This is a genomic window from Paenibacillus segetis, assembly GCF_014639155.1.
GTDB classification, from domain to species: Bacteria; Bacillota; Bacilli; order Paenibacillales; family Paenibacillaceae; genus Fontibacillus; species Fontibacillus segetis.
Genome location: NZ_BMFT01000002.1, coordinates 80,892 through 97,142, shown reverse-complemented (window position 1 = coordinate 97,142; position 16,251 = coordinate 80,892). Strand labels below are relative to the sequence as shown.

Here is a 16,251-nt window from a genome sequence, read left to right as displayed (position 1 = left end):
AGATCTGTAAAAGGATGAGCTGTAATATTTGTTAATACAAAGGAATGGTGGGCATGATACACATAGAGTCTGTGAAATACGATGGCAAAAAAATCATCCTTCTTGATCAAACTAAATTACCCCTAGAAGAAGTATATCTAGAAATTGAAACGCTGAAGGATCTATGGGATGCCATCTTCGAACTAAAGGTTCGTGGTGCTCCAGCGATAGGGATCGCAGCTGCATATGGTGTTGCACTTGGTGCGAGTCAATTGACTGAAACAGAATATGTATCTTTCTTCGAGAAATATGAAGAGATTTCTGATTATCTAGCATCATCTCGCCCAACTGCTGTTAACTTGTTCTGGGCGCTCAACCGTATGAAGAAAACATTGATGGACAACAAAAACATGGCTATCCCTGACATCAAACAAATTCTTCATAACGAAGCTGATGCCATCAAGAAAGATGATGCAGAGATTTGCACAGCCATTGGAGAATATGGCCTCACGCTACTCCAAGATGGGATGACACTGCTTACTCACTGCAATACAGGTGGGATTGCAACAGCGAAGTACGGAACAGCACTTGCCCCGATCTATCTTGCCAAAGAGCGTGGCATGGATATTAAGGTATTTGCTGACGAGACGAGACCTTTACTGCAGGGTGCTCGCTTGACTGCATGGGAGCTCATGAAAGCAGATGTGGATGTTACCTTGATTACGGATAGCATGGCTGCAATGGTGATGCAGCAAGGTAAAGTAGATGCCGTTATAGTAGGTTGCGACCGGATTGCGGCTAATGGGGACACTGCGAACAAGATCGGCACCTATGGTCTTGCAGTGCTCGCACAAAAACACAATATTCCATTCTACGTAGCAAGTCCTCTCTCTACGATTGATATGGAAACATCCACTGGAGCAGAGATTCCAATTGAAGAGCGTTCTGCTACTGAGATTACTCATGGTTTGGGTAAACAAACCGCACCAGACGGCGTAAAAGTGTTCAACCCTGCTTTTGATGTAACACCAAACGAGTTAATTACAGCTATTATTACGGAAAAGGGTATTATTCAAGCCCCTTATTCCGAACATTTAAAAGTCCTATTTGTATAGTACATGTAGCCCTACCTCTGTTTGGGCAACTAGAGGCAACATTACATCAGAAGATATAACTACAACGGAGGGTCATATGAACTTCTTTCTACTCATCAACATTCTCGGTATTTTGGTCTTTATCGGATTCGCGTTTCTTTTCTCCAAAGATAAGAAAAATGTAAATTGGAAAGCCATTAGTATACTGGTTCTCTTTAATTTGTTTATGGCCTGGCTGTTAACTGCCTTCTCAGGTGGACGCTGGTTCGTTGGACAAGTTGCTAATGGATTTAGATGGTTGATTGATACCGCTTTTTCCGGTATAGGATTTGCATTTGCAAGTATGGTGAATGTTGAGAACATGGATGTTGTGTTTAGTGCATTAATGCCGATCTTACTTGTCGTCCCTTTGTTTGATATCTTAACTTATTTCGGGATCCTCCCAAAAATCATTAAATTCTTGGGCTGGGCACTGTCTAAAGTTACGGGACAACCCAAGTTTGAATCCTTCTATGCCATTGAAATGATGTTCCTGGGTAACACTGAGGCATTAGCCGTATCTGGTGGACAATTAAAGTCGATGAGCCAACAACGCCTATTCACGGTTTCGCTCATGTCCATGAGTTGTGTATCCGCAGCGATGATCGGTGCATATACACAAATGATTCCAGCAGAATATGTTCTAACGGCTGTACCACTTAATATTATCAATGCGATTATTGTGACAAGTATCCTGAATCCAGTCGTCATAACCAAAGAAGAAGATGTTATCTTTGAAATGAAAAAAGAAGAAAAACCTCCTTTCTTCTCTTTCTTGGGTGATTCTATCCTTGGTGCAGGTAAGTTGATTCTAATCATCACAGCGATGATTATTGCATTCGTATCCTTAGCGACACTTATTGATAAGGTTCTAATGCTCATTGCACCTTGGCTTACACTCAGCAGCATTCTAGGTGCGATCATGACACCTTTTTCTTTACTTCTCGGTCTGTCGTTTGATGAAGCATTCCAAACTGCACAGTACATGGGCACTAAATTGGTAACCAATGAGTTCGTTGTGATGATCGATATTATGTCGATTATGGATACATTTAGTCCACATATGAGGGCGGTTCTAAGTACCTTCCTTGTATCCTTTGCGAACTTCTCTACCGTGGGAATGATTCTAGGTTGTTTTAACGGTATTGTGAGTAAGGAAAAGGCTGATAATTTGTCCAGAGGGGTATGGATGATGATTCTGTCAGGAACATTAGTCTCCCTGCTAAGTGCTGCGTTTGTCGGGCTATTCGTCTGGTAAGTTATATGTGAACAATCTTGTGAATAACATAAAACGCTGCCCTGCAAATTTGCTTGCAGGGCAGCTTTAGCATGGGCATGCAGGAGGGAATTATATGCTAGATAACAAGACTTATTTAAGTGATGATGAAGCTAAAAGAATGATCTGTGAGATCGGAAGACGCGTATATAATAAAAACTTTGTTGCCGCGAATGATGGGAATATCTCCATTAAAGTTGGACCTAATGAAGTATGGGCAACACCAACTGGTGTAAGTAAAGGCTTTATGACACCTGAGATGCTAGTTAAGGTGGATCTTACCGGCAAAGTATTGGAAGGATCGCGAAAGCCTTCCTCTGAGCTGAAGATGCATTTACGAGTATATCTGGAGAATGAGGAGACAACAGCAGTTGTTCATGCACATCCTCAAGCGGCTACAGCTTATGCGATGGCTGGGATCCCACTGGATCGTGCTTACTCTCCAGAAGGTGTTATTTTGCTGGGTAAAGTCCCTGTTTCTCCATATGCAGCGCCAGGCACACAAGAGGTGCCAGATTCCATCGCTCCATATTGTACAGAGTACAACGCTGTATTGCTTGCTAATCATGGCGCACTAACCTGGGGAAGAGATATGATCGAAGCTTACTATCGTATGGAATCACTTGAGCACTACTCTCTTACACTGCTTCATACGAAGAAGCTCACAGATCAATTGGAAGAGCTTAGTGCAGAACGCTTAGCAGAGCTAATTCAGATTCGAGAGAACATGGGGATTAAGACCGGCGGTCATCTGATCTCCCATGAGGAGGCTTTGAAGCTCGGGGCGAACAATGATTCTCATGAGTCATCTTCAGTACAGGTGGATCCAAAGCTAATTCAATCCATTGTTGCTCAAGTAACAGAAGCGGTACTCAAACAATTGCGGTAAGACCGAGATAGTGAAAACTGAATACTCGCTTGAAGTAGTACAGCATGAAGGGGCTATTCCTAAGATACTTAGGAATAGCCCCTTCATGGTTCAATCATAATGTGAAATGTCTCTGCGTAATTTTCCTAACAAATAGAAGGATGAGATGACAGCGCCCAATGTTCCGCAGATTACATCCATCATACCGTTTATTTTTGAGCATCAAGAATAAACATCGATGCATCTTGTCCCATGAATATTTTACTTCCATGATAAAAAGTTTTGGATTGAACATTCCTGTACCCTATTTTAGTCATCATGTCCGTTAGCTTCACTTGATTAAATCCGTTATGAACTATATCTGAAACCACTTTTTCATTTTCATTAAAATCTACGATTAGTAAATGTCCTCCCTCATTTAGAACATCAAATAATCTTGATAACACGAGTTCAACATCTTGAATATGGAGTAGAACCTGGACCATAAAAATATAGTCAGCATGTACATCCGATAGGCCTTCCTTTTCAAGATCAAAACATAATGTATCTACATTCTGAATATTCAAATCAGAAATTTTTTGCTTGATTTGATGAATCATGTTTGGTGAAGTATCCAGAAAAAGCATAGACTTAAAATCGTTGATCAAGTTCATTCCGACAAGACCTGTTCCACACCCAAAATCAATGGCACTCTTACTCTTAGCGTCAACTAAATATTCACGAATGGCATCAGAGGACATCTTGGCAACTTGAATTCTTTCTGAAGTGTCATATATATTAGCTATCATTTCAAACTTATCCGTATTTCCCATGATTACCTCTCCTTTAGTCCACATTCTTATTAGTGGAAAAAACAAAACGGAATGCCGCAAAAAACTTGCCCATATTTGTGATACGGCTCACCAAAATATCTTTTGAGCGAAATCGAAGGCACCCTCTCGGATGCCTTCTCTACATAGTTTGAATATGATGTGACTGCATGTTATGAAGTAATATCGTCAAAATTCTGCAAAAGACGGTGCTCCAGCCCTTTTTCGTTTGCTTTTAATTCCTGCATGATCGGAATACTCATATCTGTATTTGGGTTGTATTTAAGGCCCCAGTGCATAATGGAAAATATGACCGGAAACAGATCAAGTGCCTTTTGAGTTGGCCGATACATCGTTTGCGCCCGGTTTGAATCCCCTGTTATCTTAACGAGCAGGTCTGCTTCGACAAGTGATTGGAGTCGTGCGCTCAAAATATTAGTTGAAATGTGCTCGCGTGAAGCAAGAAACTCGCGGTAATGCCGCTTGTTATGGATCAAGACGTCACGAAGGATGATTAAGCTCCATGGATCACCCCATATGTCGAGCGAATATACGATTGGACAAACGGTGGATTCTCGCTTTTTCATAAGCATGATTATACGCTCGGTGCTTGCAATTCGCAAGCATTCAGGGCATGGTTATTTCATTTATACTTGCATTTTGCAAGTATGGGTTTTATACTCAGTGTGCCAGGAAAAAATAGGAAAAGGAGATGACCTTCATGAATCAAAATTACAGTACTTCTTTTACGGTAGAACAAACCCCTGAAGAAGTCTTTGCCGCCATCAATAATGTCCGCGGGTGGTGGTCAGAAGAAATTGAGGGCAAGACCGACGAACTCGGTGAATTTAGGTACCACTGCCAAGACATTCACCGCTGTACGATCAGAATCACCGAACTTGTTCCAGGTAAGAAGGTTAGCTGGCACATTGTAGACAACTACTTTAACTTCGAAAGAGGCAAGAGCGAGTGGACGGGTACAGACATTGTCTTTGAAATCGCTATAAAGGGGGACAAAACAGAAACTCGCTTTACACATGTAGGCCTCAACCCTGCATTCGAATGCTATCAGATCTGCTCGGATTCCTGGAGAACCTACATAAACGGCAGTCTGCCCAAGTTGATTGCCGAGGGAAAGGGACAGCCTAACCCAAGAGAGTAAATGGCAATAAACCTGTATAGGATCAACCCGAAAGAAGAACTTGAGGGCACCTGCATGGGGTGCTCTCTAGTTCCTCTGCAAGAAAAAACACCTCCACGTGATTTGAAGGTGAGTTAGGACGAGCTTATCTTTTTATGCACTTTATAATAAATGCAGGCGGAATTAGTGATGCCTTTTTATGTGTATACCACACAGCAGGATCTCCCGATTTAATTTCCTCTTGGATAACAACATCTTCAACTATCTTCTCAATTTGAAAGCCCGTTTGAATTAGCTCGTTAATATACGTGCTGATTCTCAGTTGATTCATTATAGCCGGACGATCCCATGGTTCACACTGCTGAAGACCTTCATCATGGTATGACTTATTAATTATTAGTTGTTCCCCATTCTGACTAATTCGACTATGAATCGGATGCTCCCAACTAAAAATAAATTTCCCACCAGGTTTCAAATAGCTATATAGATTCTGGAGAGTCCTCCCCAAATCAACAGTCCAACCAATCGCATAGATCGAATAAACGATATCAAAATACTCAATTGGTATACCGGGGTTCTTTTCCATTGCCCCTTGAAAAAGATTTACTTTTGTATTGTTGACGACTGAAAGCAGAGTCCGCGCGGCCTCAATTTGAGTATCAGATAAATCGATTCCCCAAAGCTCTGAGGCTCCGTTCGAAGCCATATATTTTAGAGAGTGCCCACTGCCACAACCAATTTCCAGAACCTTCTTACCTGATAGGTCATCAAATAAGTTTAGTTCGTTTTCTGTGGGTAGAATTGGACCGTATATAGGTAGTGCAGTTCTTCCAAAAAAACGTGGAGCTGCATCATCCCAACTTTTTTTATTTGATAATATAATATCTTCTTTTATTGATTCCAACATGTATTGCCTCCTCCCATCCCAAAAATCATCACCAACATATTCCATATGGGAAGAGTACTATCCTGCCGTTACCTTAAAAGAATCAATTAAATTTCTTACATATATCACTTTGAGTTATAAATTATGGAACAATTTCAAAAATGGTACCTTGGTTAAAATCAGCTACTTTCATAGAGCCATAAGCCCCTAAATATAGTTTGGTTTGACCCAGATTCGTTCCCAAACTAACATAATAAGCTGACCCGGATCCAAAATCATAATCCGTTTCAATAACACTAAAATCATTTAGTTTGCAATCTGTTTGTAGCCCGGTATAAGCTAAAACCCCTCTAACCAGAGGGTGAGATCCTTGCCGAGCAAGATCGGTAAACACAACGCTTCCCGTTAAACCGGGGATTCCATTTCCCATATACGGCTGAACTCCTGTAAGTGCAGTTCCCCCAAATTTATCAATCCTTAAATCTTTATGAAAATAACTCGTTAAAGGTAGAAGGCGCCTTACTGAGGTTTGTACTGCTTCGTTGTAATACGCAATTGTCTCCTCGTCCAAAGTTGAATTTGCAGAGCAGCCCCTAATCATCGAAGTAGGAAAAGCACCCTCCCACCCTCGCCAGCCAAAGTTAATAAATCCTTCATGGTCAGGCTCAGAATTCATTAAAGAAGTTTGAACAAGCTGGGTTACCGGTATTGGTTTATAATGAACGAAAGAAAAAATCGACTCTACCAAATCCTGTCCGACAATCCCCACATATTTAATATAGTAATTATAGAACCTTTGAAATGAAATGCCTGGAATATTTCGAACCCCTTTGGCAATTACCGTAAGCGTTTCCTGAATCGGTTCGGGAAGTTCATCAAAACGTGTAACCACGGGTGGATTATAAATAAATGTATTCTTAACAACATCAATTTCAATAATTTTTCCGGCGATTTCCATGTCATTCTGGCTTAAATTAAATGGATCATAGCCTGATCCACCATCTCCGGTTGTTAGAACAAGTTTTCCTGTTTCAGGTGAAAAGTTTAAACTATTGACACCATTATGATTTAAAAATGGTCTTCTTAAGTTAAGTAATGTCCGTCGTTTTTGAGCTTGATCATTCGGTTGTAAAATCCATTCTTCAACTGTATCGATATGATCATACTGCGTTTCTCTATTTATCCACCTTAGGTTTAAAGTACTGGGATCACACGGATTAGGCTTAAAAGATTCAAAAGCACCTGGAAGGGCACCTGAACCTTGGGTTCCAGCTACTGAATAGTGGAGATAAAACAGACCGTTATAATAAAATTCAGGATGAAACGCTAGCCCTAGCAATCCTCGTTCGTCATATCCTCCGCTAGAAACACCTAGTTTTATGATTCGCGGGCGAATATCTAAAAAAGTCCTTATAACTCCGTCTCGTATGTAAAAAATCTCTCCTACCTGGGTTACAATAAATAAACTTTCAATTGAATCACCCGGAAGTATAGCTGTTTTCAAAACAGTGGGCATATTTATATTACTTACAATGGGGTGTAAACGAACCTTAATTTTTCTCAACTAACGTTAGCACTCCCTCCTCTGGTTTCCTTTTTTAAAAATATGATTAGAACGGTTCCTTTAGTACCGGCACATTCTTACACCGAGCTACTCGATTGCTTTTTTCAACAAAGCCCAGTTGGGCTGAATGCTGAATTTCATAGGATCGCATAGCGCAAGCAACATACTAGTTTGCTCTGTCTTTCGGACGTTCAAGTTCTTTAGATTTCTTTCACTAAACAAGTATAAGCGATGGAAACAAAGGCCAATATAAAACTATCTGTTATACAAGGAGCTCGGCACATGACGTATGGAGAAATTCTATTTCGTACGGCAACGTCTTTCATTGCTCTACTCGTTTTGACGCGTCTACTCGGTAAAAAACAAGTCGGACATCTAACGTTTTTCAATTATGTTACAGGGATTACCTTCGGCTCCACCACTGCCGAGATTATCGTCAACAAACAAATCACGCTGCTACAAGGAATATCTAGCTTAATCTTATGGTCGCTCTTGGCGTTCATCGTTGCATTGACCGGATTGCGCTCCGTCAAAGCGCGTGAGATTCTCGATGGCCAGCCTACGATTCTCGTCAAACAAGGAAAGATTCTAGAAAAGGCATTGGCTAAGCAGCACCTCAACATCGACGATTTAAGCATGTTGCTTCGGAACAAGGATGTCTTCTCACCCGAAGAAGTTGAATTTGCAATTCTAGAACCTGACGGTCAACTCAGCGTGTTGAAAAAAGAAGAACTGCTGCCTGCAACAAAAAAAGATATAAAAGCAACCCTTACACCTATTCATAGAATCCCGACAGAACTTATTGTTGATGGTAAAATCGTAGAAAAAAATCTTGTGAAAATGGATGTCTCTGTTGTCTGGCTCAACCAACAATTAAAGAAAGCCAACATTCATTCTTTAGATCAAGTATTTTACGCAGAGCTCCAATTGGACGGGACACTGTATATCGACAAGTACCAGGATTCGATCCCATAAATAGACCCGGTAGCGACTATTTGAGTTCAACCTAACCTTCAACAATCATAGAATTAGCCCCATCCGCCCCAAAAAACGGAGGGGCTTTTACTTCTGTTACTGTGATTCGCTTGTTGCGCCCACTGCTCCGGATGGCGTCATCAAGCCTTGAACGGCTCCGAGAAACGGACGAATAGACTTGATCATGCCGTACCCCATCTTCATGACCGGGACAACTCGTTGGATCATGCCGAACAGCCGCATACCACCGCCTAACGCACCTCCGAGCGATCCCGTTGCAGCACCGCCAAGCCCTCCGATGCCGCCTAATCCCCCGAACAGCGAACCTATAATCGGTAGAAAGGCCGATATCTGGGCGTCCGGCTTACGGGAGCGGGGACGGGCCGAAGACCTGCGTGATCGGGAGCGGACGGATGGCTTACGCGAGCCGCCTCGCCGGCTGCCCGAGGCGCGGGAGCCGGTGCTGCCCTGCATAGACCTCCGGGAGCCTTGCTTCCCGGATGAGGTGCTCGGCTGGGCGCTGGCGCTGGCCAGCGTCAAGACGCTACTGTTGACATCGGTAATGTAGCCGACGTAGGTCTTTCCGTTGTGCAGCGTAATGCATACCGGTTGACCCTGCAGCTGCTTGGCCCGTGCGAACACCTCTTTGGATTGTGCCATGGAAGTTCACCTCGCCTCACTAGTTATAGTTCATCCTACGCCAGGGGCGGGCTGCCTGCTTGTGCGAATGCAGGATGGGCACGAGCCCCTCTTCGCTGCACCAACACCGATTCTCGGTACCCTGTACATAGAAAGGTCCAAGATCTACCGAGCTATTTTCCGATTGGCTATGCGGTATTCCACTAGGTATAACGCTGTTGGATGTGAGTTTGCATAGTACTTCTCCTTTTTCTAAATAATAAAAATACGTTCATTTTAAGTTCACTATGTAATCTACTCATTGCGTTGCCAACCTGACAGAGGAAGGATGTATAACTATGTGCACAGCATTAACTTTAACCAGCAAAGACGGTTTTCATTTTTTTGGCAGAAATATGGATATCGATTATAACTTTAATCAATCCGTCATATTTGTTCCAAGAAATTTAGATTGGGAAAATGTAGTGAATGGGGAGTCTAACAAAACCAAATATGCACTATTAGGCATGGGGACCCTCATGAACAATCATCCGCTCCTTGCAGACGGAATGAATGAAAAGGGATTGGGTTGTGCAGGACTTAACTTCCTTGGTTTCGCTCATTTTGAGGAAAATAGGTTAGCTGGAAAGGTGAACTTAGGGCCATATGATTTGATGCTATGGATTTTATCCAACTTTGGATCGGTTTCTGAGGTTAAATCCGCTTTAGAAGAAGTAAACCTGATCAATAAACCATTTGCCCCCAAGCTTCCTGTTCCTACGCTTCACTGGATGGTTCATGATAAGAATGAGGAATCGATTGTCATAGAGACCACCCCTGACCGAATTGCTGTATATGATAATAAAATTGGAGTGTTAACTAACCAGCCTGCATTCGATTGGCATATCATGAATTTAAATCAATATATGGCCTTATCGCCAATGCAACCCGAAACGACCACGTGGCACAAACAACAATTGGAGCCGATTGGTAATGGATTGGGATTGAAGGGATTGCCCGGTGACTTTTACCCCTCTTCCCGGTTTGTAAGATCTGCTTTTCTAAAAAATCATGCTGCTTTCTTGGATACAAAAGAATCAACCATTTCAGAATTTTTTCACATTCTGGGTAATGTCGCTCCCATTGGCGGTTCAGTAATAACGCAGGAAGGTAAACAGTTCATCACTTTATATTCATCTTGCATGTGTCTAGAAAATGGAGTGTATTACTACAACACTTACAATAATAGTCAGATTAACGCTATTGACATGTTTAAGGAAGATTTAGATGGCCATGAGATAAAAGTATTCAAATATCCAGATACACAAGCGATCAACTTTCAAAATTAGAAGATACAATAAGAAATACCCCCTCAATATACGAGGAGGTATTTTACCGAATGAGCGGCTTCTACAGTCTACTTTTCCTGCTCCTTTATCACCTGCTCAATCCCCAATAAAATTACCTTCAAACCGAACTCAAACGCCTTGTCGGTCCCCATCAGTTCGAATAACCCGTTCGTAAACATCCTCCGAAATAGTCCAGCATCTGTTTCGCTCATAGAATCCAGAAGTTGAATCATCTCCTCACCCGGAGGCGCTCCCTTGTCCTTAACAATCGCGGAGACATTGCGCTGGTGCTCATAATTGTCCAGAACGAAGTTGAAGACATAATTCATTAACGTAGTAACCACTTGCATTTTCTGCTCTTGCTCAAGCGGCGTCGATTCTACGCAGAGCAGCATACGATTGGTGAACCGAATGAGGTCCGGTTCATGGGGGAGCGTCATCATCATGAGCTGCGTGGAGCAGGGGTATCGGTTGAGCACGCTCCGTACCGTTACCGCAAACACCGCCAGCTGCTCCTTCCAGTCGCCCTCGGAATGAAACTCCTCCAAAATCACTTTCGCTACCTGGCTTGCCAGACGCTGATAGAGATTCTGCTTGCTCTTGAAGTACCAGTACAAAGAGGGAGCCTGAATCCCCAGCCTGACGGCCAATCGTCTCATGCTGAATTTCTCGATTCCCTCCTCCTCAAGAAGCTCCCACGAGATCTCTAAAATCTTATCCTCCGAAATTTGAGGCTGTTGTTTTTTCATCGGTATCCACCTTTTTATCTAACAGTGTAAGTTTATACTTTACAGGTTTATAAGTTCATGATATCATCTAACACTGTAAGGTTCAACCTAACACTGTTAGATAATCATAAAAAGAAAGAAGTGATCCACATGGATGCAGAAAACCTCCATTACTTTGAAAAAGCACCGATCGCAAAAGCCGTCGCTCATTTCGCTGTTCCGATGATGCTTGGTACGTCAATGAGTGTCATATATTCCATTTTAAATGCTTACTTCCTTGGTACGCTCCACAATACTGCCATGTTAACCGCGCTCGCATTGACCTTGCCGTTATTCGCGATCATTATGGCGCTAGGCAACTTGATTGGCATGGGTAGCGGTACATTCATCTCCCGTTTGCTAGGAGAAAAGAAATATGATGATGTAAAACATGTGTCTTCATTCGCCGTTTACAGCAGTTTAGTTATTGGTCTTATCGTGATGGCCGTCGGCCTCCCGTTGATCGATTCCATCGTTCATGGCTTAGGGGCAACGCCGGACTCCTTCGGATTCACGAAAGACTATGTCACGATTATGCTATTGGGTTCACCATTCGTCGTATTATTCTTCACACTGGAGAATATCGTACGCTCAGAGGGTGCAGCAATCACGTCGATGATTGGTATGATTCTCAGCGTTGTCGTGAATATTATTCTCGATGCGCTAGTCATCTTCGTCTTCCATTGGGGCGTGACTGGGGTTGCGTCCGCTACAGTCATTTCCAATTTGGTTGCGAGTGTATTCTACGCTTTTTATATGGGATATAAGAGCCAATTCTTAACCATCTCCGCAAAATGGTTCAAAGCTACCAAGGACATTCTGGGCAATGTATTCAAAATTGGAGTTCCCGTCTTTATTATGAGTATCTTCTTAGGGGCAATGTCACTCATCCTTAACCATTTTCTTGTCGAGTATGGAGATCAAGCCGTAGCGGCTTACGGAATATCATCACGTTTATTACAATTTCCTGAGTTTATTCTGATGGGCTTATGTGAAGGAGTCGTGCCGCTCATTGCCTTCTCTTTTACAGCGAATAAATTACGAATGAAGCATACCATTGGATTTACAATCAAAGCGATTGTAGCGTTAGCTGTCGTATTCGGTATCATTGTCTATCTGATTTCCGACAACTTAATTGGTTTATTTACGCATGACCCGCAATTAATTGAAATGGGTAGCTACATTCTGCATGTAACGTTCTTATCCTTGTTCATTACAGGAATGACCACGTTGTTTACAGGGATCTTCCAAGCAACAGCGCAAGGAACGGCTGCGTTTATTATGTCAGTTATTCAAGGAATTACTCTGATTCCTGTGCTCTATATCGCCAATCAAATGAACGGTTTCCACGGGGTGGTCTGGTCGCTTGTCATTGCAGATGCTGTCGCATTCCTTGTTGGTGCCATCATGGTGTATGTATTACGGAACAAATTGCAGCCGGATTTGGATAGTTTAGTACAATAGACAATCTATCGCCAAGGTCATCCTTCGTGGATTACCCTTTCCTTATCACCAAGGAAGGAGTAGCAGCATGGCTGACTTAGACAAGGGATTTATGAAAGGGATACAATAAAAGAACCATTAGACCATAACGCAAAGCGGCGATTCCCCAATAACGGAGAATCGCCGCTTTGTGCTTGATCAACAAATTCATAAAGTGGGACAAGAAACCTGTCCCCTTGTCCCAAATTGGCTACTTAGTAAGTTATTTCTTCTTTACTGGTATCCAAATCTCCGCCATATCATGTCCTGCCATACCATAATACATTTCGAAAGAGGGACCCTCCACCTCTTCGTATTCCGATGTCGGAAACCACTCGGTATAGATTCGTTCCCGTAGTCTTTGCAAATCACACCTAGGCTCCGGGAATATAGCCCAAGTTAATGCTGGGACAGAAAGTTTGGTAAATCTCTCGGGAATCTCCATTCCTTGTGGCAAGTTATAACATATCATGTACTTAAAATTTTCTGCTGAGTGATCGTATAAGGCCGCATGCAGATTGGTGTCACCAAAACGTCCCAGTAATTCGTTCATAAGTGCAACACTGCCGTCATCATCACATGTTTTACGGAACTTAGGAACTTCAACAAATGCTGTATTCATGTCCGAATTTATGAGGCCATAAACTCCAAACATCTCAAAAGACCCTCTTTGTTCAATTCGGTAATTCATCTCGATATCTCCTTTAATAGAAATTTGAAAGGTCAATCGAGGATAGGCTTTTAGAGGCACACCTTTATCGCGCGCAGATATCGGCATGATCCCATGAAGATTCTTAAATGCCCTTGCGAACGCCTCCGGCGATTGATATCCATATTTCAAAGCTACATCAATAACCTTTGCCCCTGTTGTCTGAAGTTCAAATGCCGCCAAGGTCAACCGTCGACGTCGAATGTACTCGGATAACTGTATTCCAGTAATAAACGGAAACATTCGTTGAAAATGATACGTAGAGCAACAGGCGATCTGAGCTAATTTATCATATGAGATATGGTCCGCTAGATTTGTCTCGATATATTCCATGGCGCAATTCATTCTCTCCAACCAATCCATCGCTTTCCCTCCCTTCAAGATAAATTTTATGGTAGATAAACAATGAATGCCGTGCATTCTCTGCACGAAAAAGTCAGAGTATTGAGGTATACCACCACTGTTCTCATGTAGAAAAAGCATATATAATGATCGGAATCGTGAAGGAATAGGCCGTTCTCCAATAATTTAGTGATCCGACAACATACGCTTGTCGAGTTGTTCAAGTACAAATGGCCAAGCTTGTTCGTGTGCATTCTTCGATTCCTCATCTGGAAACCCCGCATGGGTCAGATGCAATCGTGAACCTTTGCCGTAGGGTTCAAGTTCAACTGTAACAACTGTTTCTGCCCCCTTTGTTCCACCCGCTCCAGTAACCCAAGTGATTTCAACAAGATTGTTGTGCACAAGCTGTAAGAACCTTCCGTAATGAGGAGAACGTTTACCTTCATATTCAGTTTCAAAAAAGAATGTTGTGTTAACCTCCCCTTGAATTATTACGCTATCAGGTGCTGCGAACCAACGGTCAAACTGACTTGTCCACGCATTGAAAAGTACACTAGGGGACGAATCCATTATCCGTACTACTTTTAGATTCAAGGGTCTTGTTGAAAGATCAGGTTTTCTAATAGGTTGCATACAAATTCCACCTTATCATTTTGATTGTTGGGATTATACCGAAGAAATATACCGTAACTTCTGATCGCACAATAAGTTTAGCATGGACTGATGTTAAAACTCATATTATCAAATCCACTTTATGGAATCCATGTCCTTATTAGAAAGGACGATTCATAACACAATGATTTCTATTGGATCATCACAAAGCAGGAGAATATTCCTTGATTGTGGTATAAGGTTAATGAAAAGAGAGGATGAAATAAAACAAAGTATATACCCTTCGAGGGGAATTCTTATGTCTAAATGCAGTTCGTCATGAACTTAATAAAAGAAAAGCCCGGTATGTATTTAGGGCAATATTTGACGGCGTAAGATCTTTCAGTAAATGAAAAATGCACCAAGTAGAATAAGAAGCAAGAAGCAGGCCCTAAGGCCTGCTTCTTTTTTATCTTTGAAACGTAACGGTCTCGCGCATACTGCCCAGCTGCACGCTCGTCTCGCTCGGTTTTGTCTCGGCAATGATCTTACCGTTACGGAAAGAGTACCGTACCGCAGCCTGTTTGCGAATTGCCTCATACTCATTCTCCGCATTCAATACAATAAAATTAGCCGGCTTGCCTACCTCAATCCCGTATTTATCCTCAATTTGCAGCGTAGTTGCGCTGTTCTTCGTAATCATATCGATGCTATTCACGATCTGCTCATAGCCCATAAGTTGCGAAGTATGAATACCCATATGCAGAACTTGAAGCATATTGCCTGTCCCAAGCGGATACCATGGGTCAAAAATATCATCATGACCAAAGCACACATTAAGTCCTGCTTCTTGAAGCTCTTTTACCCGTGTTAAGCCTCTGCGCTTTGGATACGTATCAAAACGTCCTTGTAAATGAATGTTCACAAGTGGATTGGATACAAAATTGATCTCTGACATCTTCAGTAGACGGAACAGCTTGTACGCATAGGCATCATTATAGGAACCCATCGCCGTTGTATGACTGGCCGTTGTACGTGTACCGATGCCACGTTCGTAGGCTTCTTTTGCTACAACCTCAACGAATCTAGACTGCTCATCATCAATTTCATCGCAATGGATATCGACGAGACGATCATATTTTTCCGCCAGATCAAACGCGATTCTCATCGAATCTACGCCATACTCGCGTGTAAACTCAAAATGCGGAATGCCACCAACCACATCGGCCCCCATTTTCATCGCCTCTTCAAGCAGTTCTACTCCATTTGGATAGGATAGTATTCCTTCCTGTGGGAAAGCAACAAGTTGAAGATCCACATAAGGAGACATCTCCTCCTTCACTTCCAGCATCGCCTTAAGCGCTACTAGCGTTGGGTCTGTCACATCCACATGGGTTCTCACATGCTGGATACCCTGAGCGATTTGCCATTTAAGCGCCGTCTTCGCTCTGGTTTTGACGTCTTCTACGGAGAGAGTTTCTTTACGCTGCGACCAACGCTGAATACCTTCAAACAGCGTGCCGCTCTGATTCCACTCGGGTTCCCCTGCTGTTAAGGTCGTGTCTAGATGAATATGCGGCTCAATAAAAGGAGGAAGCACCATGCTCCCTTTAACATTCATGACCTCATGTCCTTCAGTAGGAAGCAGACTTTGTGTAATCGTCTTGAATGCTCCATCCACAATCTCGATATTCCATAAACCCTCGCAACCTCTAAGCTTCGCTTGTTGAATAATCACTGTTCATTCCCCTTTTCTCGT

17 protein-coding genes are annotated in these 16,251 nt (G+C 42.5%); 8 read left to right on the top strand and 9 right to left on the bottom strand.

From position 1 onward, the window contains the following. Positions 1 to 44: 44 nt before the first annotated feature. The 3 genes from mtnA (at position 45) to IEW05_RS16690 (ending at position 3,277) form a co-directional block, all read left to right on the top strand. Positions 45 to 1,094, top strand: a complete 1,050-nt coding sequence (mtnA, locus tag IEW05_RS16700; protein ID WP_373285840.1) for an S-methyl-5-thioribose-1-phosphate isomerase — start codon at positions 45 to 47, stop codon at positions 1,092 to 1,094. Between the two features lie 76 nt (positions 1,095 to 1,170). Next, positions 1,171 to 2,370, top strand: coding sequence for a NupC/NupG family nucleoside CNT transporter (locus IEW05_RS16695; RefSeq protein ID WP_188540995.1), 1,200 nt, complete (start codon positions 1,171 to 1,173; stop codon positions 2,368 to 2,370). A 94-nt stretch (positions 2,371 to 2,464) separates the two neighbouring features. Next, entirely contained in the window at positions 2,465 to 3,277 is an 813-nt protein-coding gene (locus IEW05_RS16690; protein WP_188540994.1) for a class II aldolase/adducin family protein, read from the top strand. A gap of 188 nt (positions 3,278 to 3,465) precedes the next feature. Here IEW05_RS16690 and IEW05_RS16685 read toward each other — a convergent pair whose 3' ends face one another. Further along, a complete protein-coding gene (locus tag IEW05_RS16685; RefSeq protein WP_188540993.1) occupies positions 3,466 to 4,068 on the bottom strand; it encodes a class I SAM-dependent methyltransferase in 603 nt (200 codons plus the stop codon). A gap of 170 nt (positions 4,069 to 4,238) precedes the next feature. Beyond that, positions 4,239 to 4,652 carry a winged helix-turn-helix transcriptional regulator gene (locus IEW05_RS16680; RefSeq protein ID WP_194434134.1) on the bottom strand — a complete coding sequence of 138 codons (414 nt, stop codon included), beginning with the start codon at positions 4,650 to 4,652 and terminating at the stop codon, positions 4,239 to 4,241. A gap of 134 nt (positions 4,653 to 4,786) precedes the next feature. Between IEW05_RS16680 and IEW05_RS16675 the strand changes: the two genes are divergently transcribed. Next, the gene (locus IEW05_RS16675) at positions 4,787 to 5,227 is read left to right on the top strand and encodes an SRPBCC family protein (RefSeq protein ID WP_188540991.1); all 441 of its coding nucleotides are present in this window, start codon (positions 4,787 to 4,789) and stop codon (positions 5,225 to 5,227) included. Positions 5,228 to 5,351: 124 nt separating this feature from the next. Here IEW05_RS16675 and IEW05_RS16670 read toward each other — a convergent pair whose 3' ends face one another. Next, positions 5,352 to 6,113: a class I SAM-dependent methyltransferase gene (locus IEW05_RS16670; protein WP_188540990.1), complete on the bottom strand. Its 762-nt coding sequence runs from the start codon at positions 6,111 to 6,113 to the stop codon at positions 5,352 to 5,354. Between the two features lie 121 nt (positions 6,114 to 6,234). Further along, a complete protein-coding gene (locus tag IEW05_RS16665) occupies positions 6,235 to 7,656 on the bottom strand; it encodes a PQQ-dependent sugar dehydrogenase (protein WP_188540989.1) in 1,422 nt (473 codons plus the stop codon). Positions 7,657 to 7,938: 282 nt separating this feature from the next. On the opposite strand from IEW05_RS16665, the gene IEW05_RS16660 reads away from it, so the two are divergent. Continuing rightward, positions 7,939 to 8,631: a YetF domain-containing protein gene (locus IEW05_RS16660; protein WP_188540988.1), complete on the top strand. Its 693-nt coding sequence runs from the start codon at positions 7,939 to 7,941 to the stop codon at positions 8,629 to 8,631. Positions 8,632 to 8,727: 96 nt separating this feature from the next. Here the strand turns inward: IEW05_RS16660 and IEW05_RS16655 are convergent, their stop codons facing one another. Beyond that, positions 8,728 to 9,291 (bottom strand): hypothetical protein, encoded by a 564-nt coding sequence (locus tag IEW05_RS16655; RefSeq protein WP_188540987.1) that lies wholly within the window; start codon positions 9,289 to 9,291, stop codon positions 8,728 to 8,730. Here IEW05_RS16655 and IEW05_RS25640 point away from each other — a divergent pair. Then, the gene (locus tag IEW05_RS25640) at positions 9,290 to 9,508 is read left to right on the top strand and encodes a hypothetical protein (RefSeq protein WP_194434133.1); all 219 of its coding nucleotides are present in this window, start codon (positions 9,290 to 9,292) and stop codon (positions 9,506 to 9,508) included. The genes IEW05_RS16655 and IEW05_RS25640 overlap by 2 nt on opposite strands. Before the next feature lie 100 nt (positions 9,509 to 9,608). Further along, complete coding sequence (gene bsh, locus IEW05_RS16650) at positions 9,609 to 10,598, top strand: choloylglycine hydrolase (protein WP_188540986.1); 990 nt, start codon at positions 9,609 to 9,611, stop codon at positions 10,596 to 10,598. Positions 10,599 to 10,666: 68 nt separating this feature from the next. Here bsh and IEW05_RS16645 read toward each other — a convergent pair whose 3' ends face one another. Next, on the bottom strand, positions 10,667 to 11,347 hold the full coding sequence (locus tag IEW05_RS16645; RefSeq protein WP_188540985.1) for a TetR/AcrR family transcriptional regulator: 681 nt from the start codon (positions 11,345 to 11,347) through the stop codon (positions 10,667 to 10,669). 129 nt (positions 11,348 to 11,476) lie between these two features. On the opposite strand from IEW05_RS16645, the gene IEW05_RS16640 reads away from it, so the two are divergent. Next, positions 11,477 to 12,829 carry an MATE family efflux transporter gene (locus IEW05_RS16640; RefSeq protein WP_188540984.1) on the top strand — a complete coding sequence of 451 codons (1,353 nt, stop codon included), beginning with the start codon at positions 11,477 to 11,479 and terminating at the stop codon, positions 12,827 to 12,829. 241 nt (positions 12,830 to 13,070) lie between these two features. Here IEW05_RS16640 and IEW05_RS16635 read toward each other — a convergent pair whose 3' ends face one another. The 3 genes from IEW05_RS16635 to IEW05_RS16625 all read right to left on the bottom strand — a co-directional run bounded on the left by IEW05_RS16635 (position 13,071) and on the right by IEW05_RS16625 (position 16,230). Further along, entirely contained in the window at positions 13,071 to 13,919 is an 849-nt protein-coding gene (locus tag IEW05_RS16635; RefSeq protein WP_188540983.1) for an AraC family transcriptional regulator, read from the bottom strand. A 165-nt stretch (positions 13,920 to 14,084) separates the two neighbouring features. Continuing rightward, positions 14,085 to 14,534, bottom strand: a complete 450-nt coding sequence (locus IEW05_RS16630; RefSeq protein ID WP_188540982.1) for an SRPBCC family protein — start codon at positions 14,532 to 14,534, stop codon at positions 14,085 to 14,087. Positions 14,535 to 14,961: 427 nt separating this feature from the next. Further along, positions 14,962 to 16,230 carry a cytosine deaminase gene (locus IEW05_RS16625; RefSeq protein ID WP_188540981.1) on the bottom strand — a complete coding sequence of 423 codons (1,269 nt, stop codon included), beginning with the start codon at positions 16,228 to 16,230 and terminating at the stop codon, positions 14,962 to 14,964. Positions 16,231 to 16,251: the final 21 nt, after the last annotated feature.